Genomic DNA, 26,378 nt, shown 5'->3' with positions numbered 1-26,378 from the left:
CCTGCTGGCGGGCTTACCGGGTGGGGGGGCTTAGCCCAGTCCGCTGCCGGTCCGGGCCAGGACATGCCCGCGGGGGCCGGTGAGGCGGAACCAGCGGCCAGTGCGGTAGAGCTTCTGGTCGTCGTCGGCAAGGAAACCCAGCGTCAGCGCGGCGAACGCGGCTCCGGCCGGCAGCCCCGAATCGTCCAGCGGACGGCCCCAGACGGCAGCCCGGGCGTTGTTGACGATCAGTGCGCCGGGCTTATCCGGCACAATGCCGGCCACTTCGGCGATGCCGGCCTCGGCGGCCTGGCGCAGTTCGGCATCCGGAACGGACCGGACCAGTTCCCAGCCTGACCTGGGGGCACCGACCCCGGTCCACGATTCGGTGACGGTGGACGGCGGAACCGGCAGCTCGACGTCGTCCTCCCCTGCCCGGGCGAGCCGGTCCAGGACCGCTGACAGCGGGACCGTGACGTCCGTGCCGGACCGTTCCGCGAGTCCCATGGTGCGCAGCCCCAGGATGGTGGGGGTTGCTTCGCCGAGCAGCCGGGGCCTGAGCACGCACACGTACGCAGCGAGGACTGAGCCCGCGGCCTGAAGCCGGATGGCGCCGTCGTCGATTGCCTTGGCCCGCGTGGCGAAGGTACGCAGATCGGCCAGATCACGCGGATCGGCGAAGCGGAAGGACTGGGTGAGTAGATCTGTCACACTATGAACACTACCGGCTGCACCTTGGTTGAGCGGTGCCGGGGTGGCGTCTAGAGTCGAACCATGACTGAAGCCGACGCCGGATTGCTGGCCCCGCCCAGCGGTGACCCCACCACATCACTCATCCACCTGCTGGATCTTGGCGAGCTGGAGGGGGCCCGGACTGACGAGGACATCTTCCTGGGGCCGTCGCAGCAACAGCCGCACCAGCGGGTTTTCGGCGGCCAGGTCCTGGCCCAGTCGCTCATCGCGGCCAACCGGACGGTGGACGCCGAGCGGCACGTCCACTCGATGCACGGATACTTCCTGCGGCCAGGCGATGCCAACAAGCCCATCACCTTCGGCGTCCAGCGCCTGCGCGATGGCCGTTCGTTCTCCGCACGCCGGGTCCACGCCTACCAGGAAGGCGTGCCCATCCTGTCCATGATCGCGTCATTCCAGGGCGAGGACGAAGGGATCGAACACGAGTCAGCGATGCCGAAAGGAATCCCGGATCCGGAGTCGCTGCCGAGCACGGCGGACCTCCTGGGCAAGTTCGACCACCCGGTGGCCCGGCACTGGTCCTACGAACGGCCCTTCGACATCCGGCATGTTGATCCGCCCCTGTACGTCTCGGCGAAGGGCAAGCGGGAAGCCCGGAACGCCGTGTGGATGAAGACGTTCGGGCCCATGCCGGACAACGCCAACCTGCACCGTGCCGCGCTGGCCTACGCCAGTGACTACACCCTGCTGGAATCCATCCTCCGCCGGCACGGGCTGAGCTGGATCACCCCGGGCATGAACGTGGCCAGCCTGGACCACGCGATGTGGTGGCACCGCCCTGCCCGCGTGGACGAGTGGCTGCTTTACGTCCAGGAATCCCCCAGCGCCCAAGGCGCGCGCGGGCTGGCAACGGGAAAGATCTTCAACCGGGCCGGACAGCATGTTGCATCCGTGGCCCAGGAGGGCATGGTCCGCGTTCCCACCGACCTGAAGAACAAGGTGGTGGGGGCCTTCCAGTCCAAAGTCCTGGAGCACCAGATCCGCAAGGCAGGGCGGGACTAGCCGCCCCGTCCGCCTGATTCCGGACAGCGAAAAGGCCGGCACCCCGCGGGGGTGCCGGCCTTTTCGCTTCACGCAGGGGTTAGCCCGTGGTGATCAGTCGCGCGTCAGGCGGCGGTGGGTGACCCGGTGCGGCTTGGCTGCGTCAGGGCCCAGGCGTGAGACCTTGTTCTCCTCGTAGGATTCGAAGTTGCCCTCGAACCAGTACCACTTGGAGGGGTTCTCCTCGTCACCTTCGTAAGCGAGGATGTGGGTGGCCACCCGGTCCAGGAACCAGCGGTCGTGAGAGACCACCACGGCGCAGCCGGGGAATTCAAGCAGCGCGTTCTCGAGGCTGCTGAGGGTTTCGACGTCGAGGTCGTTGGTGGGTTCGTCAAGGAGCAGCAGGTTCCCGCCCTGCTTGAGCGTCAGGGCCAGGTTCAGCCGGTTGCGCTCACCACCGGACAGCACGCCGGCCTTCTTCTGCTGGTCCGGGCCCTTGAAGCCGAACGCGGCGACGTAGGCGCGCGACGGCATTTCCACATGGCCCACCTGGATGTAGTCCAGGCCATCGGAGACAACTTCCCACAGCGTCTTGTTGGGGTCGATGCCGCCGCGGCTCTGGTCCGCGTAGGAAATCTTGACCGAGTCACCGATCTTCAGCTCGCCGCCGTCGAGCGGCTCCAGGCCAACGATGGTCTTGAACAGCGTGGACTTGCCCACGCCGTTGGGGCCGATGACGCCGACGATCCCGTTGCGGGGAAGGGTGAATGACAGGCCGTCGATCAGCGTGCGGTCGTCGAAGCCCTTCTGCAGGTTTTTCGCCTCCAGGACCAGTCCGCCCAGGCGCGGTCCCGGCGGGATCTGGATCTCTTCGAAGTCAAGCTTGCGGGTGCGGTCTGCCTCGGCAGCCATCTCCTCGTAGCGTGCCAGACGGGCCTTGGACTTGGTCTGGCGGCCCTTGGCGTTGGAACGGACCCATTCCAGTTCCTCGGTGAGGCGCTTGGCCTGCTTGGCGTCCTTCTTGCCCTGGACTTCAAGGCGCGCACGCTTCTTTTCCAGGTACGTGGAGTAGTTGCCCTCGTACGGGTAGAGGTGGCCGCGGTCAACCTCGGCGATCCATTCCGCGACGTGGTCAAGGAAGTACCGGTCGTGGGTGACGGCCAGGACAGCGCCTGCGTAGTTTGAGAGGTGCTGCTCAAGCCACAGCACGCTCTCGGCGTCCAGGTGGTTGGTGGGCTCGTCGAGCAGCAGCAGGTCAGGCTTCTGCAGGAGCAGCTTGCAGAGGGCCACCCGGCGGCGCTCACCACCGGAGAGGAGCGTGACGTCCGCATCGGCAGGCGGGCAGCGGAGGGCGTCCATGGCCTGCTCCAGCTGGGAGTCCAGGTCCCAGGCGTCGGCGGTGTCAATGGCTTCCTGCAGGTGGCCCATCTCTTCGAGGAGGGTGTCGTAGTCAGCGTCGGGGCTGGCCATTTCCTCGGAGATCTCGTTGAAGCGCTGGATCTTGCCGTAGATCTCGCCTACGCCTTCCTGGACGTTGCCCAGGACGGTCTTTTCCTCGTTCAGCGGCGGTTCCTGGAGCAGGATGCCCACCGTGTAACCGGGGCTGAGCCGCGCTTCACCGTTCGAGGGGGTGTCCAGTCCGGCCATGATCTTAAGAATGGTGGACTTACCGGCGCCGTTCGGGCCAACAACACCAATCTTGGCGCCCGGGAAGAAGGACATGCTTACGTCGTCGAGAATAAGTTTTTCGCCAACGGCCTTACGGGCCTTGGTCATTGTGTAGATAAATTCCGCCATGGTTCCAAATCTAGTGGGTTGGCGGGGATAACTCACATTCGTCCGTCAGGCGGGAGCCCCGACAAAGCACTTGCCGCTCGCAAGAACCGGGAGGACGCTGACAGTGACGCTGCCGTCCCGGATCTGTCCTATGACGCAGTCCCCGCCCGCCGGGACGGCGGCTTCGATGGCGTCCGCTTCCAGCCCGGTGGGTGTACGGCTTTCCGAGACTTCAAGAGCTGCGCCCGGGATGCCGGCACCGGTCAGCGCGTCCGCCACCTGGGCCGTTGCGGGTTTCGGCGTTCCGGCGGCCAGGCGGTTCAGCGCTTCGGCGAGGGTCTGCTTCAGAGTGGCCGTTGCCGGGTTGTCACCCGCCGCTGTTCCGGCTGCCTGGGCAGCACCGGCCGGTTCCGGCGTGGTTGACTGCGCGGCGGCGCTGGCCGGCGGTGTGGAGCTTGTTGCTGCTGTGGATGCTGCAGGACCTGGCTGGGACCCGGTGCAGGCTGACAGGGCTGCGGCACCGGCGAGGCAGCCGGCCACCGCGAGAAGAACCATGCGCGACGGAGCACTGGCAGATGACAGGGCTCCCGGCCGGGGAGCGTTTGGATGTTTCGGCCGGTGATTCGTGTTGCTCGTCATGCCGCCCATTCTGCCACGCCGCAACGGCGGGGTTTGTTGCCGCGTGGCAGGGCAGGACCGCGCAGTCAGGCTGGTGAGCCGGCAAGTTCCCCGGTTTCCGTGTCCACGGAGACGTAGTCGCCGTTTACGTCTTCGACCATAAGTTCCTCGGGAGTGCCGTCCTCCCCGGCAAAGTCGCGGTCCCCGAAAGCCCCGCCCGCAGAATCAGTCCCATCCTCGGCGGGAGGCGCATCATCCGGCACCGCCTGCGGGCCGTTCTTGACCGTGCGGATGAAATTGGCCGAGCCAAGGGTCAGATCGTGGCCCACGGATTCCGCATCGATTTCTGCAGAGTGATAGATCCGGCCATCCCTTTCCCAGCTGCGCATCCTCAGGCGCCCCACGACAATGACAGGCTGACCCTTGCGAATGCTGCAGCCAAGGTTTCCGGCCAACTGACGGTAGCCCTGGACCCGGAACCAGTTCGTATGGCCATCAACCCATGCCCCGGCGGAGCGGTCGTACCATCGGCTCGTGGAGCCCATCCGGAACGATGCCGTGCCGACGCCGCCGGGCGTTGTGGATGTTGTGATGTCGGTGGCGACGAAGCCACGGACCGTAATGAAGTCACCCATGCTCATTTTCATGTCCTGTCTCGAATGGTGTTGCCCATGCTGGCAAAACCAGCGTCGCGCAGACTCCCTGCTCCGGCGAGGGGCGCATTCACGTATGTGCACAACCAAGCCCGGGACAGCGTTGTGGAGGACAGGTGCCAACGTGAGCGCGGCAACGCCCGGGGGCATGTAAACTTTTTGATGCGCCGGAATAAGCACTCCGGACAGCGCGTGCCCCAGTAGCTCAGGGGATAGAGCAGCGGCCTTCTAATCCGCCGGTCGGGGGTTCGATTCCCTCCTGGGGCACCAATAAAGCATGAGGCTCCGGCCTGCGGATGACGCAGGCCGGAGCCTCACTGCATTTGTGGCCTGCGCGTCTGCCGTCGCCCCCGAGGCAGCGGGCTTAGTGCCGTGCCCCGCGCCGGAGGATGCCGGCGCAGAATCCCAGGACGGCCGCGAGCGACCCCAGGATGATGGCCAGGCCGGAGAAGTATTCGGTAATGCTCATGAGTTGGACCCCTTTGCTCTCGCTGATGCACTGAAGCTACCCATCGAATCTCAGCATTCGCGAAGGACCAGGCGGAGTGTTGGATCAAGATTTGCCGCGGCCCCGGACGACGGCCTACGGAGCCTGGACCTGGAGACGGTGCGGGGCTTCCACAAGAGATCGGACCACACTGCCGGCGGCGCCCAGCAGCGCTCCGGCCTGGCCCACGTCAGACAGGCTGATGTTGCCGGGAAGGACTTTCCCGGGTGCGTACCGTTCCAGGCTGTCGGAAAGTGCGGGCAAGATCCACTCCCCCAGGATGGCAAAGTGTCCGCCCAGCACCACGGAGGAGATATTCAGCAGCCGGACAGTGGAGGCAACTGCGACTCCGAGGAAGCGGCCGGCCCGCGTGACGGCGTCGAGCGCACTGGCATCCCCGGCCGCGAGCGCTGACAGCAACTGCGCCAGGCACTCGGATCTGGACGGACCGGATGCCGCCGGGCCCGAACGGGAAGCCGGTGCCGCCTGCGTGGCAATCCCTGCGGCCGCAAAGATCGCGTCCTGGCCCGCCACGGTTTCCAGGCAGCCCGTGCCGCCGCAGGAACATGCCGTCCCGTCAGGCTGGACGACAACGTGTCCCAATTCACCGGCATGCCCGTGGGGGCCGGTGAACAGTTCGGAACCAATCACCAGCCCGCCGCCCACACCAACCTCACCGGAGACAAAGAGGAAGTCCGCGCCGCCGGCCGGGCGGTACCGCAGCTCCGCCAGGGCCGCCGCGTTGGCTTCGTTGAAAAGCGTGGTGCCCAGGGGCACACCGGGAAGCAAGGCATCCAGGTCCAGTGCCTCGGTGTTCCAGCCGAGGTTGGGAGCGGTAATGACGGTGCCGGTCCTGACATCAACGAGTCCGGGAACAGCCAGGCCGCCGCCGAGGACACAAACCCCCTGGGCCTCCGCGTTGCCCCTGAGGTCAGCTGCGAGGCCGGCGAGCGCCGCCGCCACGGCGCCTGGGGAGGCGATGCGGTTGTCCTGCTCCTGCGTTTGGTGGAGCAACAGGTTGCCGGCCAGGTCCGTTACCCCGGCGGAGATGTAGTCGACATTGATTTCCATGCCCATCACGCCCATGGCCGGACTCAGCTCGAGCCCCACGCCCGGCCGCCCGCGCTCCCCCTGCGGATTCAGCCCGATTTCCCTGACGAGCCCGGCATCGAGGAGATCCAGCACCAGGCTCGAGACAGAGGCCTTGGTGAGCCCGGAGGCGGCAGCGACCTGGGCCCGGGTCAGGTGCATCCCTGCGCCGGACTGGGCAATGCGTCCGAGCACCAGGGCCAGGTTGCCGCGGCGGACGTCACCCATGCTCCCCGGCGTCGCGGAGTCGGGGGCCCCGGCGGCAGGCGCAGAACTGGCCATGCGGCCCTCCTTTTCGAAGTTCGTGCCCAATGGGCAGGCTCATGCTATTGACCATAGCTCATTCCCGCTTATATAGTTCAAGCGATAAACTAACTCCAGGGGTTCCCCGGTTCCCCCGAAATGCAAGGACGCATCATGACTCTTACGCCCACACCCGGCGACAAATTCACCTTCGGCCTCTGGACCGTCGGCTGGACCGGGGCGGATCCCTTCGGCGTGGCCACCAGGAAGCCGCTGGACCCCGTGGAAGCCGTCCACAAGCTCAGCGAACTGGGCGCGTACGGCATCACCTTCCACGACAACGACCTGGTCCCGTTCGACGCCACGGCCTCCGAGCGCGAGCTGATCCTGAAGAACTTCAAGGCAGCCCTGGCCGAGACCGGCCTCAAGACCCCCATGGTGACCACCAACCTGTTCAGCCACCCGGTCTTCAAGGACGGCGGCTTCACCTCCAACGACCGCGCCGTCCGCCGCTTCGCGCTCAGCAAGGTCCTGCAGAACATCGACCTCGCCGCAGAACTCGGCGCCGAAACGTTCGTTATGTGGGGCGGCCGCGAAGGCAGCGAATACGACGGCTCCAAGGACCTGTCCGCCGCACTGGACCGCATGAAGGAAGGCGTGGACACCGCCGCCGCCTACATCAAGGACAAGGGCTACGGCCTGCGGATCGCCCTCGAGCCCAAGCCCAACGAGCCCCGCGGCGACATCTTCCTGCCCACTGTCGGTCACGGACTGGCTTTCATCGCCCAGCTCGAACACGGCGACATCGTGGGCCTCAACCCCGAAACCGGCCACGAGCAGATGGCCGGCCTGAACTTCACCCACGGCATCGCCCAGGCCCTCTGGGCAGGCAAGCTCTTCCACATCGACCTCAACGGCCAGCGGGGCATCAAGTACGACCAGGACCTCGTCTTCGGTCACGGCGACCTCACCAGCGCCTTCTTCACCGTTGACCTCCTCGAGAACGGCTTCCCCAACGGTGGCCCCAAGTACGACGGTCCGCGCCACTTCGACTACAAGCCCTCCCGCACCGACGGCTACGACGGTGTCTGGGAATCCGCGAAGTCCAACATGTCCATGTACCTCCTGCTCAAGGAACGCGCGCTCGCCTTCCGGGCAGACCCTGAGGTGCAGGAAGCACTGAAGACCTCCGGCGTGTTCGAACTCGGCGAACCCACGCTCGCCGCGGGTGAAACCACCGCGGACCTGCTGGCCGACGCGTCGGCTTTCGCGGAGTTCGACGCCGATGCCGCCGCCGAGCGGTCCTTCGCCTTCGTGCGGCTCAACCAGCTGGCCATCGAGCACCTGCTCAACGCACGCTAGGCCGCAGGCAACCAACCGACAGCACCACGGCGCCGCCGGATCCACGATCCGGCGGCGCCGGCGCATCAAAAGGAAACCCATGGCCCTCGTTGCCGGAATCGACAGCTCCACCCAATCCTGCAAGGTGGTGATCCGCGACGCGGACACCGGCGCGCTGGTGCGCCAGGGACGCGCCAGCCACCCCGACGGAACCGAAGTCCACCCCGAGCACTGGTGGAACGCCCTCCAGGCCGCCATCACGCAGGCAGGCGGACTCGCTGACGTCAGCGCCGTCTCCGTGGGCGGCCAGCAGCACGGCATGGTCTGCCTCGACGGCGCCGGAGACGTCATCCGGCCGGCACTGCTGTGGAACGACACCAGGAGTGCTCCCGCCGCCCTGGACCTGATCCGGGAAGCCGGCGACGGCGACTCCGCAGAAGGTGCCCGCTACTGGTCCCGCGCCACGGGAACAGTCCCGGTTGCCTCGCTGACCATCACCAAGCTGCGCTGGCTCGCCGGAAACGAACCCGACAACGCGGCCCGCGTCGCAGCCGTCTGCCTCCCCCACGACTGGCTCTCGTGGCGGCTGGCAGGCTTCGGTCCCGGCAGCGGCGAGGCTGGCCTCGCGGCACTCCGCACTGACCGCTCCGACGCCTCCGGCACCGGCTACTACTCCGCATCCGCCGGCGAATACCTTCCTGACGCCCTCAAAAGGTCCCTTGGCCACGTCCCCCGGCTTCCCGCAGTCGTCGGCCCGCTGGACATCGCCGGGAAAACCCCGGAAGGGTCGCTCATCGGAGCGGGGGCCGGGGACAACGCCGCCGCCGCGCTGGGCGTGGGCGCGGGCGTGGGCGACGTGGTCCTGTCCCTGGGCACGTCCGGCACCGTGTTTGCGGTGTCATCTACCCCTGCGGCCGATGAGTCAGGGCTCGTCGCGGGATTTGCGGACGCCACCGGCAATTACCTGCCCCTTGCGTGCACGCTCAACGCGACCCGGGTGTTCGATGCGACGGCCGCGCTGCTGGATGTCAGCCTGGCGGAATTCAATGAGCTGGCGCTGGCGGCCCCGGCAGGAGCCGGCGGCTTGACGCTCATTCCTTACTTCGATGGGGAACGGACGCCCAACCTTCCGGACGCGGCCGGATCGCTGCACGGCATCACCAGGACGAATTACACGCCCGAAAACCTGGCGCGCGCCGCCGTCGAAGGCGTGGTCTGTTCCCTCGCCGACGGCCTGGCCGCACTCCAGGCGCAGGGCGTCGAAGCCCGGCGCGTCATCCTGGTGGGTGGCGGCGCACAGTCGCCGGCCGTGCAGCTGGCAGCCAGCCAACTCCTTGGCCTTCCCGCCTTTGTGCCGACGCCCGGCGAGTACGTGGCAGACGGCGCCGCCTGCCAGGCCGCAGCAGTGCTGGCCGGGTCCTTCCCGGAGTGGACCCTCAGCGGCGTGGAACTGCCGGCAGAACCGTCCGACGGCGGCGTCCTGGCCCGGTACCGCAGGCACGCCGCCGCATACCTCGCCTAGGTCCGGCGGCGGACCGTGCCCTGAGTATGGACAGCAACGCAAAAGGACCCGCCCCGCCAAGGCGGTGCAGGTCCTTTTACTGGTGGGGCGCAGGCTCCTGCCGTGACGTTAGCAGGAGCCCGCGGTCTGAATCAGGTCATGCGTACGGGAGTACCAGCTCCGCGTAGCGCTCCTTGACCGTGGAAAGGACGGTATTGCCGTCCGTGTCCCAGATCTCCTGATTGAAGATTTCGACCTCGATGTCGCCGGTGTACCCGGCGTCCCTGACCCAGGTGCCGATGGTGGCGAAGTCAATGACGCCGTCGCCCATGTATCCGCGCGACAGCAGCGGATCCGCGGCGATGGGCATGTTGAAGTCGCACACCTGGTAAGAGGCGATCCGGTCTTCCCGCCCGGCGCGTTCGATCTGCGCCTTCAGCTCCGGATCCCACCAGACGTGGAAGGTGTCGACGGCTACGCCAACATCCTTCGTGTCGAACGGGGCCGCGACGTCCAGGGCCTGTCCCAGGGTGGAGATCAGGGCACGGTCAGCGGCGTACATGGGGTGCAGGGGCTCGAGCACCAGCCGGATCCCGTTCTCGGAGGCGAACGGAACAAGGTCGGCGAGGCGGTCGGCGACGCGCTGGCGGGCAGCGACGACGTCCTTCTCCCCCGGAGCCAGCCCGCCGACCACCAGGAAGAGTTCCCGGGTGTCCAGCGCCGCGGCCTCGAGGATCGCCGCGCGGTTGTCCGCGAGTGCGGCGGCCTGGCCTTCGGCGTCGGCGGCCGTCAGGAATCCGCCGCGGCAGAGCGAGGAAACCCGGAGACCGGCGTCCTTGATCAGCTTGCCTGCCTTGTCCAGTCCTGCTTCCTCAACACGGTCCCGCCAAGGGCCGATCGACGGGATGCCGGCGTTGACGCAGCCTTCGACGACCTGCGCGAGGGTCCACTTCTTGGTGGTTGCGCTGTTGATCGCAAGGCGGGAGAAGTCGCTCATACGCCCACTCCGTTGATGCGCAGGTAGTCGGACATCCGGAACGCGGCCAGGGCCGGGTCCTTCAGCAGTCCGGCCTGGTCGGCGAGTTCGAACGTCTTGGCCAGGTGCACCACGGAGCGGCCGGAGTGCAGGCCGCCCACCATCTGGAAACCGGGCTGCTTGCCGTTGAGCCAGGACATAAAGGCGATCCCGGTCTTGTAGTAGAACGTGGGGGCGCTGAAGATGTGCTTGCCCAGTTCCCGGGTGGAGTCGAGGATGGCCCGCGCTTCCGCAGCGTTGCCGGCGTCGTAGTGCTGCAGCGCAACGGAAGCCGCCGGGTAGATTGCTGCGAAGATGCCCAGCAGGGCGTCCGAGTGGTGGCTGCCGTCGCCGTCGATCAGTTCCGGGTAGTTGAAGTCGTCGCCGGTGTAGAGGCGGACGCCTTCGGGCAGGACGGCACGGAGGGCCACTTCGTGGCTGGCATCCAGCAGGGACACCTTGACGCCGTCCACCTTGTCCGCGTTCCCGCGGATGAGGGAGAGGAACGTCTCGGTGGCCTGGGCGACGTCATCCGAACCCCAGTAGCCGGCCAGGGCGGGATCGAACATGGTCCCGAGCCAGTGCAGGATGACGGGCTGGTCCACTTCCTGGAGCAGTGTGGAGTACACCTTCAGGTAGTCTTCCGGGCCGGTGGCCACGCGGGCCAGGGCCCGGGAGGCCATCAGGATGACCTTGGGCCCGGCCTCGGACACCACAGCAATCTGCTCGCGGTAGGCCTCGAGGACGGCGTTGAGTCCGGCCTCGCCGGCGGGCAGCGTGGCGATGTCCAGCTGGTCGGTGCCGGCGCCGCAGGAGACGAGGTCCCGCACGGTTTTTCCGGCGGTCGCGGCGTTGCCGGAGGAGACCACGGAAGCAGCCTCCACACCGGTGCGCTTGATGAGCTGCTGTGTCGCGGCCCAGTCAAGGCCCATTCCGCGCTGGGCGGTGTCCATGGCATCGGCCACACCCAGCCCGTAGGACCAGAGCTCGTGCCTGTACGCCATGGTGGCGTCCCAGTCGAGGCGGGCCGGGGCGCCCGGCGTGTTGTCTGCCAGGACCTCGGGGATCACGTGCGCCGCGGCGTAGGCGCGGCGGGCCGTGAGGGGGGCGGTGGGGCGGGCCCAGGACGCACCGCCCTGGAGGCGGTACTCGCGTGTGCCGCCGTCGTCGGAGGGAAGGATCAGGGAAGTCATCAGAGCGTGATCTCCGGGATGTCGATGGTGCGGCGTTCGTCGTTGGACTGCAGGCCCAGCTCGGCGAGCTGGACGCCGCGGGCGGCGGACAGCAGGCCGAAGCGGTGTTCGCGGCCGGCTACGACGTCGCGGAGGAATTCTTCCCACTGCAGCTTGAAGCCGTTGTCCAGCTCGGCGTTGGCGGGAACTTCCTGCCACTGGTCGCGGAAGGATTCCGTGACGGGCAGGTCCGGGTTCCAGACGGGCTTGGGGGTGTGGGCGCGCTGCTGGGCGACGCACTTGTTCAGGCCGGCGACGGCGGAGCCGTGGGTGCCGTCGATCTGGAATTCGACCAGTTCGTCGCGGTAGACGCGCACGGCCCAGGAGGAGTTGATCTGGCCGATGACGGGCTCGCCGGCCGGGGTCTCGAGTTCGAAGATGCCGTAGGAGGCGTCGTCAGCGGTGGCCTTGTATTCCTTGCCTGCCTCGTCCCAGCGGGCCGGGATGTGGGTGGCGGTCTTGGCGTTGACGCTCTTGACCTTGCCAATGATGCCTTCGAGGACGTAGTTCCAGTGGCAGAACATGTCCGTGGTCATTCCGCCGCCGTCTTCCTTGCGGTAGTTCCAGGACGGGCGCTGCGCGGCCTGGACGTCGCCTTCGAAGACCCAGTAGCCGAATTCGCCGCGGATGGACAGGATGCGGCCGAAGAAGCCTTCGTCAACCAGGCGGCGCAGCTTGACCAGGCCGGGCAGGTACAGCTTGTCGTGCACAACACCGGCCGTTACGCCGGCTTCCTTGCCGATGCGGGCCAGTTCGATGGCCTCTTCGAGCGTTTCAGCCGTGGGCTTCTCGGTGAAGATGTGCTTGCCGGCCAGCATGGCCTTCTTCAGGGTGGCGGCACGGAGGCTGGTCATGGAGGCATCGAAGATGATGTCCACGGAGGGGTCGTTGATCACGGAATCGAGGTCGGTGGTCCACTCCGCCACCTTGTGCAGTTCCGCCAGTTCGCGGATCTTGGCCTCGTTGCGGCCCACCAGGATCGGTTCGATCTGGACCTTGGTGCCGTCCTCCAGCGTGAAGCCTCCGGCGTCACGGATCGGGAGGATGGAACGCAGCAGGTGCTGGCGGTAACCCATCCGGCCGGTGATGCCGTTCATGGCGATGCGGATCGTCTTTGTTTCGAAGCCCATGTGTCCTCCACGGTGAGTGAGCAGTGTTACTCAAGCTGGTCTGGGAAAGCGCATTCCCACTGCATCCATTCTGCACCCAACGGGCGGGAATTGGCAAGCGCTTTCCGGGAAGTGCCTAAAACTGCCATAATGTGGTCACCGCTGTTGGCGGCTGAGTTCCGCCAAGTTCCGCTAAGTTCCGCTGAAAAAGGAGATCCCGTGGCTGCAAGTACCCTCACCGAGGTGGCCCGGCTGGCCGGCGTGTCGCCCGCCACGGCTTCGCGCGTGCTGAACGGTTCCGCCCGGAAACCCGGTCAGGACATTGCGGACCGAGTGCGGCAGGCTGCGGACTCCCTGGGCTACATCCCCAACGCCCAGGCCCAGGGGCTGGCCAAATCGAGTTCCGGCCTGATCGGACTGATTGTGCACGACATCGCCGACCCCTACTTCGCGGCCATCGCCCGCGGCGTCCAGGAAGCCGCGCGTGAACAGGGCCGCATGGTCCTGCTCGCCACCACGGCCGGCGCTCCCGGGGATGAAAAGGAAGCCGTTGCCGCCTTCGCTGCCCGCCGGGCCGATTCGATCGTGATCGCCGGTTCCCGCTCGTCCCGCACCGAGGACACCGACGGCAATGCCGACCTCGCCGCTGAACTCGACAGGTATTGCCGCAACGGCGGCCAGGTGGCTGTAGTGGGCCACCCGGTCGTTGGGGCCGCCGTGTCGGACGGGTACCACGTGGTGGAAGTACCCAATGAGGAACTTGCCGCCAGCCTCGCCTCGGAACTTGCCGCCTCCCGGGCGGACGACGACTTCGTGATTATTGGCGGACCGGAAGGGCTCTTCACCTCCGACGACCGGATCCGCGGATTCCAGCAGGGCCTCGCCGAAGCGGGACGCCCCCCGGCGGAAATCCTGCGCAGTTCCTTCAACCGCGCCGGAGGTTTCGAAGCCGGGCTCACCCTGGCCGAACGCATCAAGGCCGCCCGCCCGGAAGCCGGCGGCGTCGGGGGCACGGGGAACGCAGGCGGCTCCAAGGGGCTGTGCATCTTCGCGGTCAACGATGTCATGGCTATCGGGGCTGCCGCAGCCCTCCGGAGTGCAGGGCTGCGCATCCCCCGCGACGCCACTATCGCCGGCTTTGACGACATCGAGACGCTGCGGGATTTCCGCCCGGCTCTTTCCACGGTGCACCTTCCGCTGGAGGAAATCGGCAGGATCGCAACGCGCAGCGCCGCGGGCACCGCGGCCGCAGACGGTACCGCGGCACCGTCTCCGGTGACCGGACGGGTGACCCTGCGGCGCAGCACCGAGACGGCCTCCTGACGGTGGCGGCGGTTTCCCTCACAGCTGTCCCCGCGCGCGCCGACGGGCCACGGCCTGCCGTCCTGGTCCTTCCGGGCGGAGGGTACGGCCACCAGGCTGACCACGAGGCTGAGCCGGTGGCGGAGTGGCTCGCCTCCCTGGGGATCCACGCCTACGTACTCCGGTACCGGGTGGCGCCGCACCGCCATCCGGCACCGCTGGAGGATGCCAAAACGGCGCTGCTGCAGATACGCAGCGATGGCAGCGGGCAAGCTGTCGACGCGACCCGTGTGGGAGTCCTCGGATTTTCCGCCGGCGGCCACCTCGCAGCCACGCTGTCAACGGCAGTGGCAACCGGAAATCCGGCTCTGGATGTCAGGGCCGCCGTCCCGGACCTCACGGTCCTTTGTTACCCCGTGGTGTCCTGCACCGATGACGTCCACCAGGGGAGCGTGGACAACCTGCTGGGCGCGTCGCCGTCGGACGACCTGCTCCGGGAGGTGTCCGCAGACCTCCAGGTCACCGCTGCCACTCCCCCGGCCTTTGTGTGGCACACCGCTGATGACGCGGCAGTGCCGGTCCATCACAGCCTTGCCTACACCGGCGCGCTCGTCCGCGCCGGGGTGCCGGCCGAACTTCATGTTTTCCCGCATGGCCGCCACGGCCTGGGGCTGGCGAGCGGGGATCCGGGGCCGGATCAGTGGACATCGCTGTGCGCGGCCTGGCTGACGCGGAGGGGATGGAGTCAGTCCTCGCCCAGCGCAATGTGATGGAGGAAGTCCGCATCGTGGCTGATGTTCTCCGGGAGGTCGTCCGCGACGAACTCAAGCATCATGTCGAAGGGCCTGCCTGCCTCCCGCAGGATGTCGGCCGCTGACTGCCAGAGCTGCTTACGGCCGCTCAGTGCCAGCCGCTCGTGCTCCGGCCACCAGGAAAAGCAGTGCACGCCGGTTACATGGTCAAGCACCTGGCGCAGGCTCGCCAGGGCGGCCTGGTCGGTGAGGCCGACGGCGGGCTGCCAGTAGGTCCCCACGTTGTCCCGGCCGATTTCCTGCAGTAACCGGAGGGTGGAATCCGGAGTGTCCGTGAGGGTGCCGCCGTGGTACTCGAACGCAACGTCCACGCCGTGTCCGCCGGCTATTTCCGCGATCCTCCGGGCGTCCTGGACGACCGTCAAGCGCCCGTCGCCGTCAGTGTCTGCCGAGCCCTGTTCACCTGCCCACACCCGGATCCGGGGCGCCCCCAGCCGGACGGCCAGCTGCACCACTGCGTCGAAATCGGCGAAGGATCCGGCCCGGTAGTAAGAGCCCAGGGAAAGGACCGCCATGCCCGCATCCAGGGTGGCCTCCCGCGCCTCATCCGCCGAGTCGAGATCACCGATGTGCACGTCCGTCCCCCACTCGATTCCGGCCAGGCCGGCCTCCGCAGCAATCGCGGCAACGTCCGTAATACTGCTGTGCCGCAGCGTCACGGAGCACAGGCCGGGGGTGAGCGCTGACCGGTTCCAGTCCGCCAGTTCCGTCTGCTGTCCAAAGGTCATTGCCATTCTTTCCGTTGCTGCGGCCCAATGCCCGCGGGCCGGGAGGGATCGCAGTCCAGCGTAGCGGGAATGCGCTTGCCCCGTAAATCATTTCGCGCCGGGTCCGTCCGGGCGGACTAACCTGTACGGATGAAGCACCAGCCTGTCCCCGGCCTGACGACTGAGCCCGCGGAATGGCCCGGCGTCGAGGGCCTGTTTGGCCTGCCCGGGGAACGGTCGCGCTGCTGGTGCCGGTACTTCTCCCTCACGGGCCCGGAATATTCCGCCCTGGAACCGTCCGCGCGCAAGGCACAGCTGAAGGAAAAGTTCGACGGCGGCGCCCCTCCCCGGGGGTCCTCGCCTTCCGGGACGGTGAGCCGGTGGGCTGGTGCGCCGTGGAGCCGCGGGCGTGTTATCCGAGGGTGCTGCGCTCCCGGGTACTGCGGCTCGCTGAAGCATCAGCTCCAACCGGCGCAGGGGCCGCAGAACCAGGGCGCCCCGACGGGGTGTGGTCCGTGACGTGCTTTGTGGTTGCACCGGGCCACCGCCGCGGCGGCGTGGCCGATGTCCTGCTGCGCGCCGCCGTCGACCATGCCAGGATCCACGGGGGGGACGTTGTGGAAGGCTACCCGGTTGACCGCCGGCTGAGGCCCAAAGCAGGGCCTGCGGACCTCTACCACGGCACGCTGAACCTCTTCCTGCGCGCAGGATTCCAGGTGGTCAGCTCCGCCGTCCCCGGGCGGGCCGTGGTGCGCCTGGACCTTCGCGGAGCTGCTGCTAGCTGAGTGCCCTGATGGTCCAGCTGGCCTCGTGCGACTCCCCGGGCGCCAGGTGCACCAGGTCCGTCCCTGAATTGAACGCGTCCGGCGGGCAGGTCATCGGTTCCACAGCCAGCCCCAGCCGGTCCTTGCCGACTGGCTTGTCGGCAGTATGGACCTGTACCCAGGGCCAGTTCCCGTCCCACTCCAGCTCAACGCCGGTGCCCGACGGATCAAGGACACGGACGGCCGCGAGGCCGCCTTCTCCGCGGACGATGCCGGTGAAGGCGTGGTCGATTTTGACAGTGCCCAGAGGGCGGGGCGTCCGGAAATCGAACTCGTGGCCATCCACCGGATGGATGCCTTCGGGCAGCAGCCGGTTGGCGGACACCGCCAGGAACTCCCGGGCGGGAAGCTCCAGGGTCCACTCGTCCAGCGGCGAGGAACCGGCCACGAGATAGGGGTGGGGACAGACGCCGTACGGCGCAGTCTCGGTGCCGGTGTTCCTCGTCAGCACGGCGGCCTTGAGCCCGTCCGCGGACAGACTGTAGGTGACGGACACGTCAAGGCCGGCCGGGTAGGCCGCGCCGGCTTCGACCGTGCCGGCGAGGGTGACGGAGTCGGCAGTGTGCCCGCGAAGTTCCCAGTCCACGCCGGTCAGCAGTCCGTGGAGGGCCGTGCCGCGCGCGGGTTCGTTGATGGCCGCCTCGAAGGACCGGCCGGCGTAGCTGTAGGTGCCGTCCGCCAGGCGGTTGGGCCACGGGGCGCAGATGACCCCGCGATAGTCGGGGATGTCGCCGTCCGGCCCGAAGGTGACCACCAGGTGGCGCCCGTGGAATTGAAGTTCGCGGAGAGCTCCGCCACGTGCCGTGATGATGGCCGAATACGGCCCGAATGCGATGCTGTGTTCCGTGCCCGACATGGTGGATCCTCTGCGTTCCAGCTGGTTGTTAGCGCTAACTAGCGTACCGCATCCGATCTTCAGGGGTACTTGTTACGGGAGCGTGAGGATCACGGGGCCGTCGGCGGTGATGGCCACGGTGTGCTCGCTGTGTGCAGCGCGGCGTCCGTTGGCCGACCGCAGCGTCCACTCGTCGTCGTCGTGGTAGTAGTCGTCCTTGCCGCCCAGAATGAGCATGGGTTCAATCGCGATAACCAGCCCCTCCGTCAGTTTGATGCCACGTCCCGGCCGGCCGTCGTTGGGCACCGGCGGCTCGGCGTGCATGGTCCGGCCAATGCCGTGGCCTCCGTGGTCGGCGAGCAGCCCATAGCCCGCCCGGCGGGCCGCGCCGCCGATGGCGTAGGCGAGATCGCCCATTTTGTTGCCGGTCCTGGCCGCGTCCACGCCCCGGGCCAAAGCGGCGTCCGTGGCGTCGATGAGGGCCTGGTCCACCGGGTCCGCGGTGCCAACGATAAAGCTGACGGCCGCGTCTCCGCACCAGCCCTCCAGGAATGCGCCGCAGTCCACGCTGAGGAGGTCGCCGTCCTGAAGCCGGTAGCCGTCCGGGATCCCGTGCACCACTGCATCGTTCACGCTGGCGCAGATGACACCCGGAAAGGGGACGGAGGCCCACCGCGGGCGGTAGTCCAGGAAGGCAGGCTTGGCGCCGGCCTTGGCAATGTGTTCGGCCGCGAGCGCGTCCAGCTCCCGAAGGGAAACGCCGATGCCGGCCGCCTCGCGCACAACGGCCAGCGTGTTGGCCACCACACGCCCTGCCTCACGCATCAGGGCGATCTCCTCCGGGCTCTTGATCATCGACATTCGAAAGTTCCTCCAGTAGCTCGCGGCGGCGTTCGTGGTGCGGGGCTTGGTCCACCCCTGCCCCGTGCTCCTACTTTAGGTCGGACGCGGCGGTGCTGCACGGCAAGCGGCCGGCTGGTTGGCTGGCTACAGTTGCAGCATGGTGAACCGGGAGCTGCTGGCCGCGATCCGTGCGGCCCTTGAACAACAGGCCGACGCCGAACGCGGTGCGGGCGCGCAGGCCTACATGAAATCGGATATCCCGTCGCTGGGCGTCCGGGTACCCGAGGTCCGGCGCCTGACCATGGCTGCGGCCGCCGCCCACCCCTTCGAATCCCCGGAACAGTTGCGGGCAACGGTGCTGGAGCTCTGGCGTGACGCCACGGTACGGGAGGAACGCTACGCGGCGATCGACCTCACCGGGGTGAAAATGGCAGCCAAGGACCTGGCGATGCTTCCGGTGTACGAGGAAATCATCCGTACCGGTGCCTGGTGGGACTTCGTCGACGGCGTGGCGCACCGGATCTGCGGCCTCCTCCAGGCGCACCGGCCGGCCATGACAGAGGTCCTTGGACGGTGGAGCACGGACCCGGACTTCTGGATCAGGAGGGCCTCGATCACCGCCCAGCTCAAGGCCAAGGTCGACACCGACCGCAGGCTGCTCCGGCAGGTCATCGAAGCCAACCTCGCGGATCCCGAATTCTTCATCCGGAAGGCCATTGGCTGGGCGCTGCGCGAGTTTGGCAAAACCGACTCCGAATGGGTGCGGACCTTTGTCGCGGAATACGGCGCACGGCTCAGCCCGTTGTCCCGCCGCGAAGCCGTGCGGAATCTTCCGTCAGATGACGGGGCGGATCGTCGGTCAGATGACGGGGCGTGAGGTAACCGGCTGGTCCGGCTTGCTGAACAGCTGTTTGGTGCGCGGGTCCAGGAAGATCAGGTAGAGCGCGAACAGCAGGGCGATGATGGCCGCGCCGTTCCGTGCCAGCGCAAGCGCCAGGCCCAGGTCTTCGGTCTGCAGGTACGGGAAGACCTCCAGCTGGTCCGAAATGGCGTAAACCATAAAGAAGGAAACAATGAAGTAGAGGGCTTTGACCTGCCAGTCATCACGGATACCGGTGACCGCAAACAGCGGGATGAGCCACACCACGTACCAGGACTGGATCATGGGGGCCAGCAGGACGATCGCAGCAAACGCCAGTGTCAGGCGCCGCATGAGGCGGTCGTGGTCTCCCTTGAAAATCTGCCAGGCGACGATGCCCACGGCAAGCAGCTTCCCGGCGTCGTACACCCATTTGGCGAGCCCCCAGCCGTCGAGGCTGAACGCGTTGGCGATGGAGGCCACCACGAGGCCCATCAGGCCGATCGGGGCGTACCAGATCCAGATGCTGCCGGGGGCCGACAGGCCATTGATCCAGCCGAAGCCGAAGCCGTTGACGCGGCTCATGGCAAAAAGGAGTCCGACGCTCAGGCCCGCGGTGAGTCCCCAGTACAGGAACTTCCGTGGCCAGCTGGCGCCCTTCCCGGCCCAGAGCAGGCCAATGAAGGGCAGGAAGACGATGGTGATCGGCTTGACCGAGATGGACAGGGTAACCAGGACGATGCCGAGCACCACGCGGCGTGTGGCGCAGTAATACAGGCCGGCCAGGGCCAGGCCGATCATCAGGGCGTCGTTGTGCACGCTGGCAATGAAGTTGGTGAGGAACAGCGGGTTGGCAGCAGTGAGCCAGAGGGCCCGGTGCGGGTTCACTCCGTGGAGGTCCGCCAGCTTGGGGACGTAGATGATGCACAGCACAATGCCCACGAGTGCGGCCAGCCGGAAAAGCATCACGCTGGCCTCGGGGTGCACGTTGGTGGACCAGACCACAAACTGCTCAATCCAGAGGAACAGCTGGCCGTACGGAACCGGGGCCTCCGTCCACATCTTGTCGGCACCGAGCTGGAAGTAGTTGGACAGCGCCGATATCCCGTTTTCGTATGGGTTGAAGCCTTCCACCATCAGCCTCCCCTGGCCGATGTAGGCATACACGTCGCGGCTGAACAGGGGCACTGTGAACATCATGGGCAGGCCCCACACCACCACCGCCTGCAGTGTGGCCTTGCGCGCCTGAAGGCCCCAGACCCGGACGCGCTGACCCAGCCGCAGCCAGGCCCGGACAAGCAGCATGCCGCCGACAGCCAGGAGGATGATGGACAGCGCTACCCCGATGGCCTCGGTCCGCATCCAGATGAAGAGCGGCATCCGCCGCAGTTCCGAGACGGGCGCAAGCCAGCCCACTCCCAGGGAGCCGATCATCATAAAGACCGAACCGATAAAACCGGCGATCAGCGGAGACCGTGCGTTGTCGACCTCAGCCTCCGGCCGCATCGGGATCGTGGCGGCCTTCTCCCCCGCTGCAGGCACAGGCGCCGTCATCTCAGGAATGTCCAATCTCTTGCATTGCGCGCTTCCACCCGACGGGCCTGACAGGGCCGGACGGGGCATAGTACAACGACGGAAAACTCACCGCCGCGTTTCCGAAATCCTAGCATCGGACGGCCCGGACGGAGCTAAACGGTAGGCTTGTCAAGTGCCTATATCTAATGAACGCATCGTCTGGATCGACTGCGAAATGACCGGCCTGGACATCAAGAACGACGCCCTGATCGAGGTGGCGGCCCTGGTGACGGATTCGGAACTGAACATCCTGGGTGACGGCGTGGACGTCGTGATCAAGCCGGACGACGCCGCACTGGCGCAGATGAATGACTTCGTCCGCGACATGCACACGCGATCGGGGCTCCTGAAGGAACTGCCGCACGGCAAGACCATGGAGGAGGCCGAGGCGGCCGTCATGGAATACATCGAAAAGTGGGTGCCGGACCCCCGCAAGGCGCCGCTGGGCGGCAACTCCGTGGGAACGGACCGGGTCTTCCTGTCCCGGGACATGCCGGCAGTAGTGGAACACCTGCATTACCGCGTGATCGATGTGAGCACCATCAAGGAACTGTCACGCCGGTGGTTCGCCCGGGCCTATTTCCAGTCCCCCGCCAAGAAGGGCGGCCACCGCGCCCTCGGAGACATCAAGGACTCCATCGACGAACTCCGCTACTACCGCGAAGCGGTGTTCGTTCCTGCGCCGGGGCCCGACAGCGCAACGGCACAGGGCATCTCCAAGCGCATTGCCGCCGGCACCGCCGCTTCGGACACGGACGCAACAGTCCCCGGGAAGTAATCTGCACCACGTTTGAGGGATTTTTCGCCAAAAACCGGAAAAGTGGCAAAAGCATCCCCGAACAGCAGGTAAGCTATTTGAGTTGCCTTTCAAGGGAGCCGGTCAGCCGGTAAACCAGCAAGGCACATGGTGGGCTTAGCTCAGTTGGCAGAGCGCCTGGTTGTGGTCCAGGAGGTCGCGGGTTCAACCCCCGTAGCTCACCCTCACAGGATGGTACGAACACCCGTCCAAAAAGAAGGCCGCACCGGATATCCGGTGCGGCCTCCTTTGTTTTTGTCCCACGCCCGGTAACCGAGACCGGGCCGCACGCCGAAGGGATGCTGAAGATGACAGTTATGCCAATCACCATCTGGGGGGAACCGGTCCTGCACCGCCGGGCTTCCGAAGTGGACGTGTTCGACGACGAACTCCGGACCCTGATTGCCGACATGTTCGAAACCAACGACGCCGCAAACGGCGTGGGGCTCGCGGCGCCGCAGGTCGGCGTGGGCAAGCGGATCTTCGTCTACAAGTTCGCCAACGATGACGGCGCTCCCCCCACCGGAGTCCTGGTCAACCCCGTCCTGACACTGTCCAAGATTTCCGGCGCCCTTCCTGATCCCGATGAGGAAGAGGAGGGCTGCCTCTCATTCCCCGGCGGCCAGTACCCGTTGAAACGCGCCGAATGGGCCCGGGTCCAGGGCTTCGACGGCCACGGGCAGCCGGTCGAATTTGAGGCCACGGGATGGTTCGCACGGGTGATCCAGCACGAGTACGACCACCTCGACGGAAAGCTTTACGTCAACCGGCTCATGGACCGTTATGCCCGCAAGGCGATGAAGCAGGCCAAGAAGAGCGGCTGGGGCGTTCCCGGCCTGACCTGGATGCCCGGAGTCGATCCGGATCCCTTCGGCCACTAGCCCATCCAGCGGACCTCAGCCCGCCGTCACAGTGGCCTGGTCCGGACAGGTGTCCAGGACCCGCTTCATGGCATCCTTCTCCGGCTGCGTCACCCAGAGCCCGTAGGCTGCCTTCACCGAGATCTGCCGGGCAACGTAGTGGCAACGGAAAGCCTTGTTTTTCGGCAGCCAGGTAGCGGCGTCGCCGGCGCTTTTTTGCTGGTTGGCGGGACCGTCGGCGGCGATGAGGTTCACGGGATCGTTGGCCAGGCTTTGGCGCTGCTGCGGAGTCAACTGCTGCGCACCCTTCTGCCAGGCGTCACCCAAAGCCACCACATGGTCTATCTGCACTGCCTTGCTGCTTTCCTGGCCGCGGCGGAAATCCACCAGCTTTCCCGTGTAGGGCTCATGGAAGGTCCCGGCGGCGATCCGGCATTTTGAGCCTTCCGTGAATATCACGCCGGTCAGGTCGCGGCGAAGGATGTCATTGCGGGTGTCACAGCCGTTCCGGTCGACGTCCAGCCACGCCTGGCCGAAGGCTTCGCGCTCGTAGTTGTCGTTCGGCGCACGTCCAAAAACCTGCAGCCCTTCGAGTGCTTCGCGGGCGCTCCCCTGCGGCACGGCATGTACCGGGACCACGGGTTTCATAAATGCCGCGTCAAACACAGGAGCCGCGGCGGGTCCGGTGGTGGCCGGTTCCGCCACGGCGAACTGGCCCGCTGTGAAGAACCAGGCCACCAATGCCACTGCGGCGCAGGCCAGGAGGACCACCAGGGCCCAGGCCTGCCTGGACCGCCGGCGCGCCTTTCGGTAGGCAGACCAGCTGACGGTCACGGGCGTCCTGCCCTTCCGGATACGTATTGCACCAGAAGAGCCTAGGCCACCCATACGACAGCGTGGCCGATATCCACAGTGTTGGGGAAAGGTGGCCGGCCGGGGATGGCCGCTATTGCTCCCTTGTCACCCTCCGGAGGTCTTCCGCGGCAACCTGGAGAAGCCCTTCGAGCTGGCGCACGCGGTCCTCGCGGATGTCCCCCGCCTGATAGGCAGCCCGGGCATCCTCCAGGAGCCGGACGGCCTCCTTATGGTTGGCCTTTGCCACATCAAGGGCGTGTTCAAGGGTGGTGTCGTGGAGAGTTTCGTTGTCCATGCCACCAGTGTGGTCCCGTTTCCCGGCTGATTCCAGAGAACCAGCCGGGAAAGTGCAGGGAACCTGAGCTGGAATCAGACGGCGATGGCTGCGAGGGCTGCCGCAGGTTCCTTCGCCGGGAAGGACGGCGGGTTGACCCCTGCCATCTCTTCCATGACCCGGACCACCTGGCAGCTGTAGCCGAATTCGTTGTCGTACCAGACGTAGATGATGACGTTTTTGTCGTTGGAGATGGTGGCCAGGCCGTCCACGATGCCGGCGCGGCGTGAACCAACGAAGTCCGTGGAAACAACCTCGGGCGAGTCGATGTAGTCAATCTGCTTGCGGAGGTCCGAATGCAGGGACATCTGGCGCAGGTAATCGTTCACCTCATCCTTGGTGGTGCCGTTTTCCAGGCTGAGGTTCAGGATGGCCAGCGAGACGTCCGGCGTGGGGACGCGGATGGAACTGCCGGAAAGCTTGCCCTGAAGTTCGGGCAATGCCTTCGCCACAGCAGTGGCCGCTCCGGTTTCGGTGATGACCATGTTCAGGGCGGCGGAGCGGCCGCGGCGGTCGCCCTTGTGGAAGTTGTCGATCAGGTTCTGGTCGTTGGTGAAGGAGTGGACGGTTTCCACGTGGCCGTGGATCACGCCGAACTTGTCGTTGATGGCCTTCAGGACCGGGGTGATGGCGTTCGTGGTGCAGGACGCTGCGGACACGATCTGGTCGGTGTCCTCGATGCTGCCGTGGTTAATGCCGTGCACGATGTTCTTCAGCGCGCCCTTGCCCGGAGCGGTCAGGAGCACGCGGGCAACGCCCTTGCTCTGCAGGTGCTGGGACAGGCCTTCGGCGTCGCGCCAGCGGCCGGTGTTGTCCACTACGAGCGCGTTGTGGATACCGTAGGCGGTGTAGTCGATGGTGGCCGGGTTGTCCGAGTAGATGACCTGGACCTGGACGCCGTTGGCGGTGATGGTGTTGGCATCCTCATCCACGCGGATGGTGCCTTCGAAGGACCCGTGGACTGAGTCGCGGCGCAGGAGGCTGGCGCGCTTGGAGAGGTCCTTGTCCGAGCCGCGGCGCACAACGATGGCGCGCAGGCGCAGGCCGTGGCCGCCGCCTGCCTTTTCGATGAGGAGGCGGGCCAGGAGGCGGCCGATCCGGCCGAAGCCGTACAGCACAACGTCGGTGCTGGTGCGGTCGTCAGCGCCGCGCTTGCCCACTACCTCGGCCAGTTCGGCACGGAGGAACTCTTCCAGGGTGGCGCCGCCGCCCTCAGCCTTGAACTTCTGGTTCAGGCGGGCGATGTCGATCGCTGCCGCGCCCAGTTCCAGGCCTGCGAGCGTGTTCAGCAGCGGGGCTGTCTCCTCCAGGAGCAGCTCATCCTTGCTCATGCGGCGGGCGAACCGGTGCGCCTTCAGGATGTTCATGGTGGACTTGTTGATCAGGCTGCGGCCGTGAATGCTGGTCACCACATTGTTTTCGCGGTACAGCCGGCCGATCACCGGAATCATGGCCTCGGCGAGTGCCTCCCGGCCCATCCACGTATCAAGACAAGAATCTGACGTCTGGCTCACAGAACTACCTTCCTTGGGTCAACCACATACGTCCTCGTACGCGGAGGGCGGCCGCCGGAGGTGTTCCGGGGCGCGAGCGTCGGCGGGGATTCGGTCCACCCCGGACACCTTGGAGAAGCGCAAAGAAAAGCCACCGGCTGCGAACGCAGACCCGGCGGCAGAACTTCTACGTTCGCTCTCCATTCTAGGCCGGAGGGGGGCCCTGAACTGCCCCCGCGGGCGTGAAGTCACTCACATGCGGCTCCGGGCAGCCCGGCTGGGGTTGGTTGGATGGGTTGACCGATACGCCGGGTTCTGTGCTCCCGTGCCGTTACCAGCGCGGGAGTAGCGGCCATCCATCTACGGACGCCGTTGCCGACGCCCTCCAGCGGCCTACCCGGACACTCGGGCGGGCAGCCCTCAAACGTGTCCTGTCTGGCCTTGCTCCGGGTGGGGTTTACCTAGCCTTCCCGGTCACCCGGGAAGCTGGTGGTCTCTTACACCACCGTTTCACCCTTACCTGGTTCGTGCCGCTTTCAAAACGGCGCGATCCAGGCGGTCTGTTCTCTGTGGCACTGGCCTGCGGGTTACCCCGAGTGGGCGTTACCCACCACCCTGCCCTGCGGAGCCCGGACGTTCCTCGAGCCACTTGCGTGACGCGCGGCCGCCTGGTCAACCCATCCGGGGTCCATTCTACCGTCGGAACGGGGCCGGTAGTCGCCGGTAGGATCGTACGGTGCTGATTCTGCTTCCCCCCTCCGAAGGCAAGACCCCCGCAGTCCGTGGATCCGCCGTCGACTGGCCTTCCCTGAGCTTCCCGGCACTGAACACATACCGGGCCAAGGTCCTGGAGGCGCTGGGAACGGTGAGCGCCCACGAGGATGCCCTCGCACTGCTGGGCGTCGGGGCATCGCTGAAGGACGACGTCGAACGCAACACCCGGCTGCACGCGGAACCGGCGGCTCCTGCCCACCAGATCTATTCGGGCGTTTTGTACGACGCCCTCGGCTATAAAACGCTGACGCCGGCGCAGCGACGGAAGGCCGATGATTCGGTGCTGGTGGTGTCCGCGCTGTGGGGAGCCATCCGCTTCGCCGACCGCGTGCCCGCCTACCGGCTGTCGATGGGAACGGCACTGCCCGACGTCGGCCGCCTCGCCTCGTTCTGGAAACCGCAGCTCTCGGAAGCCCTCGCCGAGGCGTCCGCCGGGCACCTGCTGGTGGACTGCCGCTCCAGCACCTACTCCGCGGCGTGGGCCCCGCCGCCGGCGCAGACGGTGGCCGTCAACGTTTTCACGGAGGTGAACGGCGTGCGCAAGGTGGTGAGCCACTTCGCGAAGCACACCCGCGGCGAACTGGCGAGGCACCTGCTGGCCCGCCGCGGCAACGCCCCGCAGACGCCGTCGCAACTGCTGAAGGCGGCCCGCGAAAAGTGGGACGCGGAGCTCGTGGACGGTACAGCGCGGAAGCCGCACGCGCTGAACATCATCCTGCCCAACTAACTCGC

25 protein-coding genes, 2 tRNA genes and 1 other RNA gene are annotated in these 26,378 nt (G+C 66.7%); 12 read left to right on the top strand and 16 right to left on the bottom strand.

Annotated features, from left to right (window positions below; translation table 11 throughout):
* Window positions 1-30 precede the first annotated feature (30 nt).
* Entirely contained in the window at window positions 31-690 is a 660-nt protein-coding gene (locus J2X42_RS06545; RefSeq protein WP_310163440.1) for a hypothetical protein, read from the bottom strand.
* 63 nt (window positions 691-753) lie between these two features.
* Between J2X42_RS06545 and J2X42_RS06540 the strand changes: the two genes are divergently transcribed.
* A complete protein-coding gene (locus tag J2X42_RS06540) occupies window positions 754-1,734 on the top strand; it encodes an acyl-CoA thioesterase II (protein WP_310163439.1) in 981 nt (326 codons plus the stop codon).
* 93 nt (window positions 1,735-1,827) lie between these two features.
* Here J2X42_RS06540 and ettA read toward each other — a convergent pair whose 3' ends face one another.
* The 3 genes from ettA to J2X42_RS06525 form a co-directional block, all read right to left on the bottom strand.
* A complete protein-coding gene (ettA, locus tag J2X42_RS06535; protein ID WP_310163436.1) occupies window positions 1,828-3,510 on the bottom strand; it encodes an energy-dependent translational throttle protein EttA in 1,683 nt (560 codons plus the stop codon).
* A 45-nt stretch (window positions 3,511-3,555) separates the two neighbouring features.
* Window positions 3,556-4,044, bottom strand: a complete 489-nt coding sequence (locus J2X42_RS06530; RefSeq protein WP_310163433.1) for a DUF6993 domain-containing protein — start codon at window positions 4,042-4,044, stop codon at window positions 3,556-3,558.
* A gap of 149 nt (window positions 4,045-4,193) precedes the next feature.
* On the bottom strand, window positions 4,194-4,742 hold the full coding sequence (locus J2X42_RS06525; RefSeq protein ID WP_310164272.1) for a single-stranded DNA-binding protein: 549 nt from the start codon (window positions 4,740-4,742) through the stop codon (window positions 4,194-4,196).
* 212 nt (window positions 4,743-4,954) lie between these two features.
* Between J2X42_RS06525 and J2X42_RS06520 the strand changes: the two genes are divergently transcribed.
* Window positions 4,955-5,030, top strand: a tRNA-Arg gene (locus tag J2X42_RS06520).
* A 313-nt stretch (window positions 5,031-5,343) separates the two neighbouring features.
* Here the strand turns inward: J2X42_RS06520 and J2X42_RS06515 are convergent.
* Complete coding sequence (locus J2X42_RS06515; protein ID WP_310163431.1) at window positions 5,344-6,618, bottom strand: ROK family protein; 1,275 nt, start codon at window positions 6,616-6,618, stop codon at window positions 5,344-5,346.
* Window positions 6,619-6,753: 135 nt separating this feature from the next.
* Here J2X42_RS06515 and xylA point away from each other — a divergent pair, with 135 nt between their 5' ends.
* Both xylA and J2X42_RS06505 read left to right on the top strand, forming a co-directional pair.
* On the top strand, window positions 6,754-7,941 hold the full coding sequence (gene xylA / locus J2X42_RS06510; protein WP_310163429.1) for a xylose isomerase: 1,188 nt from the start codon (window positions 6,754-6,756) through the stop codon (window positions 7,939-7,941).
* A gap of 79 nt (window positions 7,942-8,020) precedes the next feature.
* Entirely contained in the window at window positions 8,021-9,442 is a 1,422-nt protein-coding gene (locus tag J2X42_RS06505; RefSeq protein WP_310163428.1) for an FGGY family carbohydrate kinase, read from the top strand.
* Window positions 9,443-9,578: 136 nt separating this feature from the next.
* Here the strand turns inward: J2X42_RS06505 and J2X42_RS06500 are convergent, their stop codons facing one another.
* The 3 genes from J2X42_RS06500 to J2X42_RS06490 are packed head-to-tail and all read right to left on the bottom strand — an operon-like array spanning window position 9,579 to window position 12,798.
* Window positions 9,579-10,418 carry a sugar phosphate isomerase/epimerase family protein gene (locus J2X42_RS06500; protein ID WP_310163426.1) on the bottom strand — a complete coding sequence of 280 codons (840 nt, stop codon included), beginning with the start codon at window positions 10,416-10,418 and terminating at the stop codon, window positions 9,579-9,581.
* Window positions 10,415-11,629, bottom strand: coding sequence for a dihydrodipicolinate synthase family protein (locus J2X42_RS06495; RefSeq protein WP_310163425.1), 1,215 nt, complete (start codon window positions 11,627-11,629; stop codon window positions 10,415-10,417). Before J2X42_RS06495 ends, J2X42_RS06500 begins: the two co-directional genes overlap by 4 nt.
* A complete protein-coding gene (locus tag J2X42_RS06490; RefSeq protein WP_131133219.1) occupies window positions 11,629-12,798 on the bottom strand; it encodes a Gfo/Idh/MocA family protein in 1,170 nt (389 codons plus the stop codon). The genes J2X42_RS06495 and J2X42_RS06490 overlap by 1 nt, the downstream gene beginning before the upstream one ends.
* A gap of 198 nt (window positions 12,799-12,996) precedes the next feature.
* Here J2X42_RS06490 and J2X42_RS06485 point away from each other — a divergent pair, with 198 nt between their 5' ends.
* On the top strand, window positions 12,997-14,100 hold the full coding sequence (locus J2X42_RS06485) for a LacI family DNA-binding transcriptional regulator (RefSeq protein ID WP_310163424.1): 1,104 nt from the start codon (window positions 12,997-12,999) through the stop codon (window positions 14,098-14,100).
* Window positions 14,101-14,102: 2 nt separating this feature from the next.
* Window positions 14,103-14,849 (top strand): alpha/beta hydrolase, encoded by a 747-nt coding sequence (locus J2X42_RS06480; protein ID WP_310163423.1) that lies wholly within the window; start codon window positions 14,103-14,105, stop codon window positions 14,847-14,849.
* Here J2X42_RS06480 and J2X42_RS06475 read toward each other — a convergent pair.
* Window positions 14,825-15,619 carry a TIM barrel protein gene (locus J2X42_RS06475; protein ID WP_310163421.1) on the bottom strand — a complete coding sequence of 265 codons (795 nt, stop codon included), beginning with the start codon at window positions 15,617-15,619 and terminating at the stop codon, window positions 14,825-14,827. The genes J2X42_RS06480 and J2X42_RS06475 overlap by 25 nt on opposite strands.
* Before the next feature lie 173 nt (window positions 15,620-15,792).
* On the opposite strand from J2X42_RS06475, the gene J2X42_RS06470 reads away from it, so the two are divergent.
* Window positions 15,793-16,383 carry a GNAT family N-acetyltransferase gene (locus J2X42_RS06470; protein ID WP_310163420.1) on the top strand — a complete coding sequence of 197 codons (591 nt, stop codon included), beginning with the start codon at window positions 15,793-15,795 and terminating at the stop codon, window positions 16,381-16,383.
* On the opposite strand, the gene J2X42_RS06465 is transcribed toward J2X42_RS06470, so the two are convergent.
* Together J2X42_RS06465 and map are read right to left on the bottom strand one after the other, a co-directional pair.
* Window positions 16,376-17,278: an aldose 1-epimerase family protein gene (locus tag J2X42_RS06465; protein ID WP_310163419.1), complete on the bottom strand. Its 903-nt coding sequence runs from the start codon at window positions 17,276-17,278 to the stop codon at window positions 16,376-16,378. The genes J2X42_RS06470 and J2X42_RS06465 overlap by 8 nt on opposite strands.
* Window positions 17,279-17,350: 72 nt before the next feature.
* Complete coding sequence (map, locus tag J2X42_RS06460; RefSeq protein WP_310163418.1) at window positions 17,351-18,118, bottom strand: type I methionyl aminopeptidase; 768 nt, start codon at window positions 18,116-18,118, stop codon at window positions 17,351-17,353.
* Between the two features lie 139 nt (window positions 18,119-18,257).
* On the opposite strand from map, the gene J2X42_RS06455 reads away from it, so the two are divergent.
* A complete protein-coding gene (locus J2X42_RS06455; protein WP_310163416.1) occupies window positions 18,258-18,977 on the top strand; it encodes a DNA alkylation repair protein in 720 nt (239 codons plus the stop codon).
* Here J2X42_RS06455 and mptB read toward each other — a convergent pair.
* Window positions 18,960-20,513: a polyprenol phosphomannose-dependent alpha 1,6 mannosyltransferase MptB gene (mptB, locus tag J2X42_RS06450; protein WP_310163415.1), complete on the bottom strand. Its 1,554-nt coding sequence runs from the start codon at window positions 20,511-20,513 to the stop codon at window positions 18,960-18,962. The genes J2X42_RS06455 and mptB overlap by 18 nt on opposite strands.
* A 154-nt stretch (window positions 20,514-20,667) precedes the next feature.
* Between mptB and orn the strand changes: the two genes are divergently transcribed.
* From orn to def, 3 genes are all read left to right on the top strand, one after another.
* Window positions 20,668-21,312: an oligoribonuclease gene (gene orn, locus J2X42_RS06445; RefSeq protein ID WP_310163414.1), complete on the top strand. Its 645-nt coding sequence runs from the start codon at window positions 20,668-20,670 to the stop codon at window positions 21,310-21,312.
* Between the two features lie 129 nt (window positions 21,313-21,441).
* Window positions 21,442-21,514: transfer RNA gene (locus tag J2X42_RS06440), tRNA-His, on the top strand.
* A 124-nt stretch (window positions 21,515-21,638) separates the two neighbouring features.
* The gene (gene def, locus J2X42_RS06435; RefSeq protein ID WP_310163413.1) at window positions 21,639-22,211 is read left to right on the top strand and encodes a peptide deformylase; all 573 of its coding nucleotides are present in this window, start codon (window positions 21,639-21,641) and stop codon (window positions 22,209-22,211) included.
* 15 nt (window positions 22,212-22,226) lie between these two features.
* Here the strand turns inward: def and J2X42_RS06430 are convergent, their stop codons facing one another.
* The 4 genes from J2X42_RS06430 to rnpB form a co-directional block, all read right to left on the bottom strand.
* Entirely contained in the window at window positions 22,227-23,024 is a 798-nt protein-coding gene (locus tag J2X42_RS06430) for an HNH endonuclease family protein (protein ID WP_310163412.1), read from the bottom strand.
* A gap of 112 nt (window positions 23,025-23,136) precedes the next feature.
* Window positions 23,137-23,340 (bottom strand): hypothetical protein, encoded by a 204-nt coding sequence (locus J2X42_RS06425; RefSeq protein ID WP_310163411.1) that lies wholly within the window; start codon window positions 23,338-23,340, stop codon window positions 23,137-23,139.
* 74 nt (window positions 23,341-23,414) lie between these two features.
* Window positions 23,415-24,893 carry a glyceraldehyde-3-phosphate dehydrogenase gene (locus J2X42_RS06420; protein WP_310163410.1) on the bottom strand — a complete coding sequence of 493 codons (1,479 nt, stop codon included), beginning with the start codon at window positions 24,891-24,893 and terminating at the stop codon, window positions 23,415-23,417.
* A gap of 267 nt (window positions 24,894-25,160) precedes the next feature.
* Window positions 25,161-25,552, bottom strand: an RNA gene (gene rnpB, locus J2X42_RS06415) — RNase P RNA component class A.
* Between the two features lie 56 nt (window positions 25,553-25,608).
* On the opposite strand from rnpB, the gene J2X42_RS06410 reads away from it, so the two are divergent.
* Window positions 25,609-26,373: a peroxide stress protein YaaA gene (locus tag J2X42_RS06410; protein WP_310163409.1), complete on the top strand. Its 765-nt coding sequence runs from the start codon at window positions 25,609-25,611 to the stop codon at window positions 26,371-26,373.
* Window positions 26,374-26,378: the final 5 nt, after the last annotated feature.

This window comes from Arthrobacter sp. BE255 (genome assembly GCF_031457335.1).
Classification (GTDB): domain Bacteria; phylum Actinomycetota; class Actinomycetes; order Actinomycetales; family Micrococcaceae; genus Arthrobacter.
Note: the sequence above shows the minus strand (reverse complement) of the source record. Positions and strands in the feature narration are given on the sequence as shown.

Excerpts from the sequence above, each read along its gene's own strand:
- J2X42_RS06495 (WP_310163425.1), bottom strand. The coding sequence starts at position 11,629 with ATGACTTCCCTGATCCTTCCCTCCGACGACGGCGGCACACGCGAGTAC.
- mptB (WP_310163415.1), bottom strand. The coding sequence starts at position 20,513 with ATGACGGCGCCTGTGCCTGCAGCGGGGGAGAAGGCCGCCACGATCCCG.
- J2X42_RS06540 (WP_310163439.1), top strand. The coding sequence starts at position 754 with ATGACTGAAGCCGACGCCGGATTGCTGGCCCCGCCCAGCGGTGACCCC.
- J2X42_RS06490 (WP_131133219.1), bottom strand. The coding sequence starts at position 12,798 with ATGGGCTTCGAAACAAAGACGATCCGCATCGCCATGAACGGCATCACC.
- J2X42_RS06515 (WP_310163431.1), bottom strand. The coding sequence starts at position 6,618 with ATGGCCAGTTCTGCGCCTGCCGCCGGGGCCCCCGACTCCGCGACGCCG.
- def (WP_310163413.1), top strand. The coding sequence starts at position 21,639 with ATGACAGTTATGCCAATCACCATCTGGGGGGAACCGGTCCTGCACCGC.
- J2X42_RS06455 (WP_310163416.1), top strand. The coding sequence starts at position 18,258 with ATGGTGAACCGGGAGCTGCTGGCCGCGATCCGTGCGGCCCTTGAACAA.
- J2X42_RS06505 (WP_310163428.1), top strand. The coding sequence starts at position 8,021 with ATGGCCCTCGTTGCCGGAATCGACAGCTCCACCCAATCCTGCAAGGTG.
- J2X42_RS06500 (WP_310163426.1), bottom strand. The coding sequence starts at position 10,418 with ATGAGCGACTTCTCCCGCCTTGCGATCAACAGCGCAACCACCAAGAAG.
- map (WP_310163418.1), bottom strand. The coding sequence starts at position 18,118 with ATGTCGATGATCAAGAGCCCGGAGGAGATCGCCCTGATGCGTGAGGCA.
- J2X42_RS06465 (WP_310163419.1), bottom strand. The coding sequence starts at position 17,278 with ATGTCGGGCACGGAACACAGCATCGCATTCGGGCCGTATTCGGCCATC.
- J2X42_RS06470 (WP_310163420.1), top strand. The coding sequence starts at position 15,793 with ATGGCCCGGCGTCGAGGGCCTGTTTGGCCTGCCCGGGGAACGGTCGCG.
- xylA (WP_310163429.1), top strand. The coding sequence starts at position 6,754 with ATGACTCTTACGCCCACACCCGGCGACAAATTCACCTTCGGCCTCTGG.
- J2X42_RS06525 (WP_310164272.1), bottom strand. The coding sequence starts at position 4,742 with ATGGGTGACTTCATTACGGTCCGTGGCTTCGTCGCCACCGACATCACA.
- J2X42_RS06425 (WP_310163411.1), bottom strand. The coding sequence starts at position 23,340 with ATGGACAACGAAACTCTCCACGACACCACCCTTGAACACGCCCTTGAT.
- J2X42_RS06475 (WP_310163421.1), bottom strand. The coding sequence starts at position 15,619 with ATGACCTTTGGACAGCAGACGGAACTGGCGGACTGGAACCGGTCAGCG.
- ettA (WP_310163436.1), bottom strand. The coding sequence starts at position 3,510 with ATGGCGGAATTTATCTACACAATGACCAAGGCCCGTAAGGCCGTTGGC.
- J2X42_RS06530 (WP_310163433.1), bottom strand. The coding sequence starts at position 4,044 with ATGGTTCTTCTCGCGGTGGCCGGCTGCCTCGCCGGTGCCGCAGCCCTG.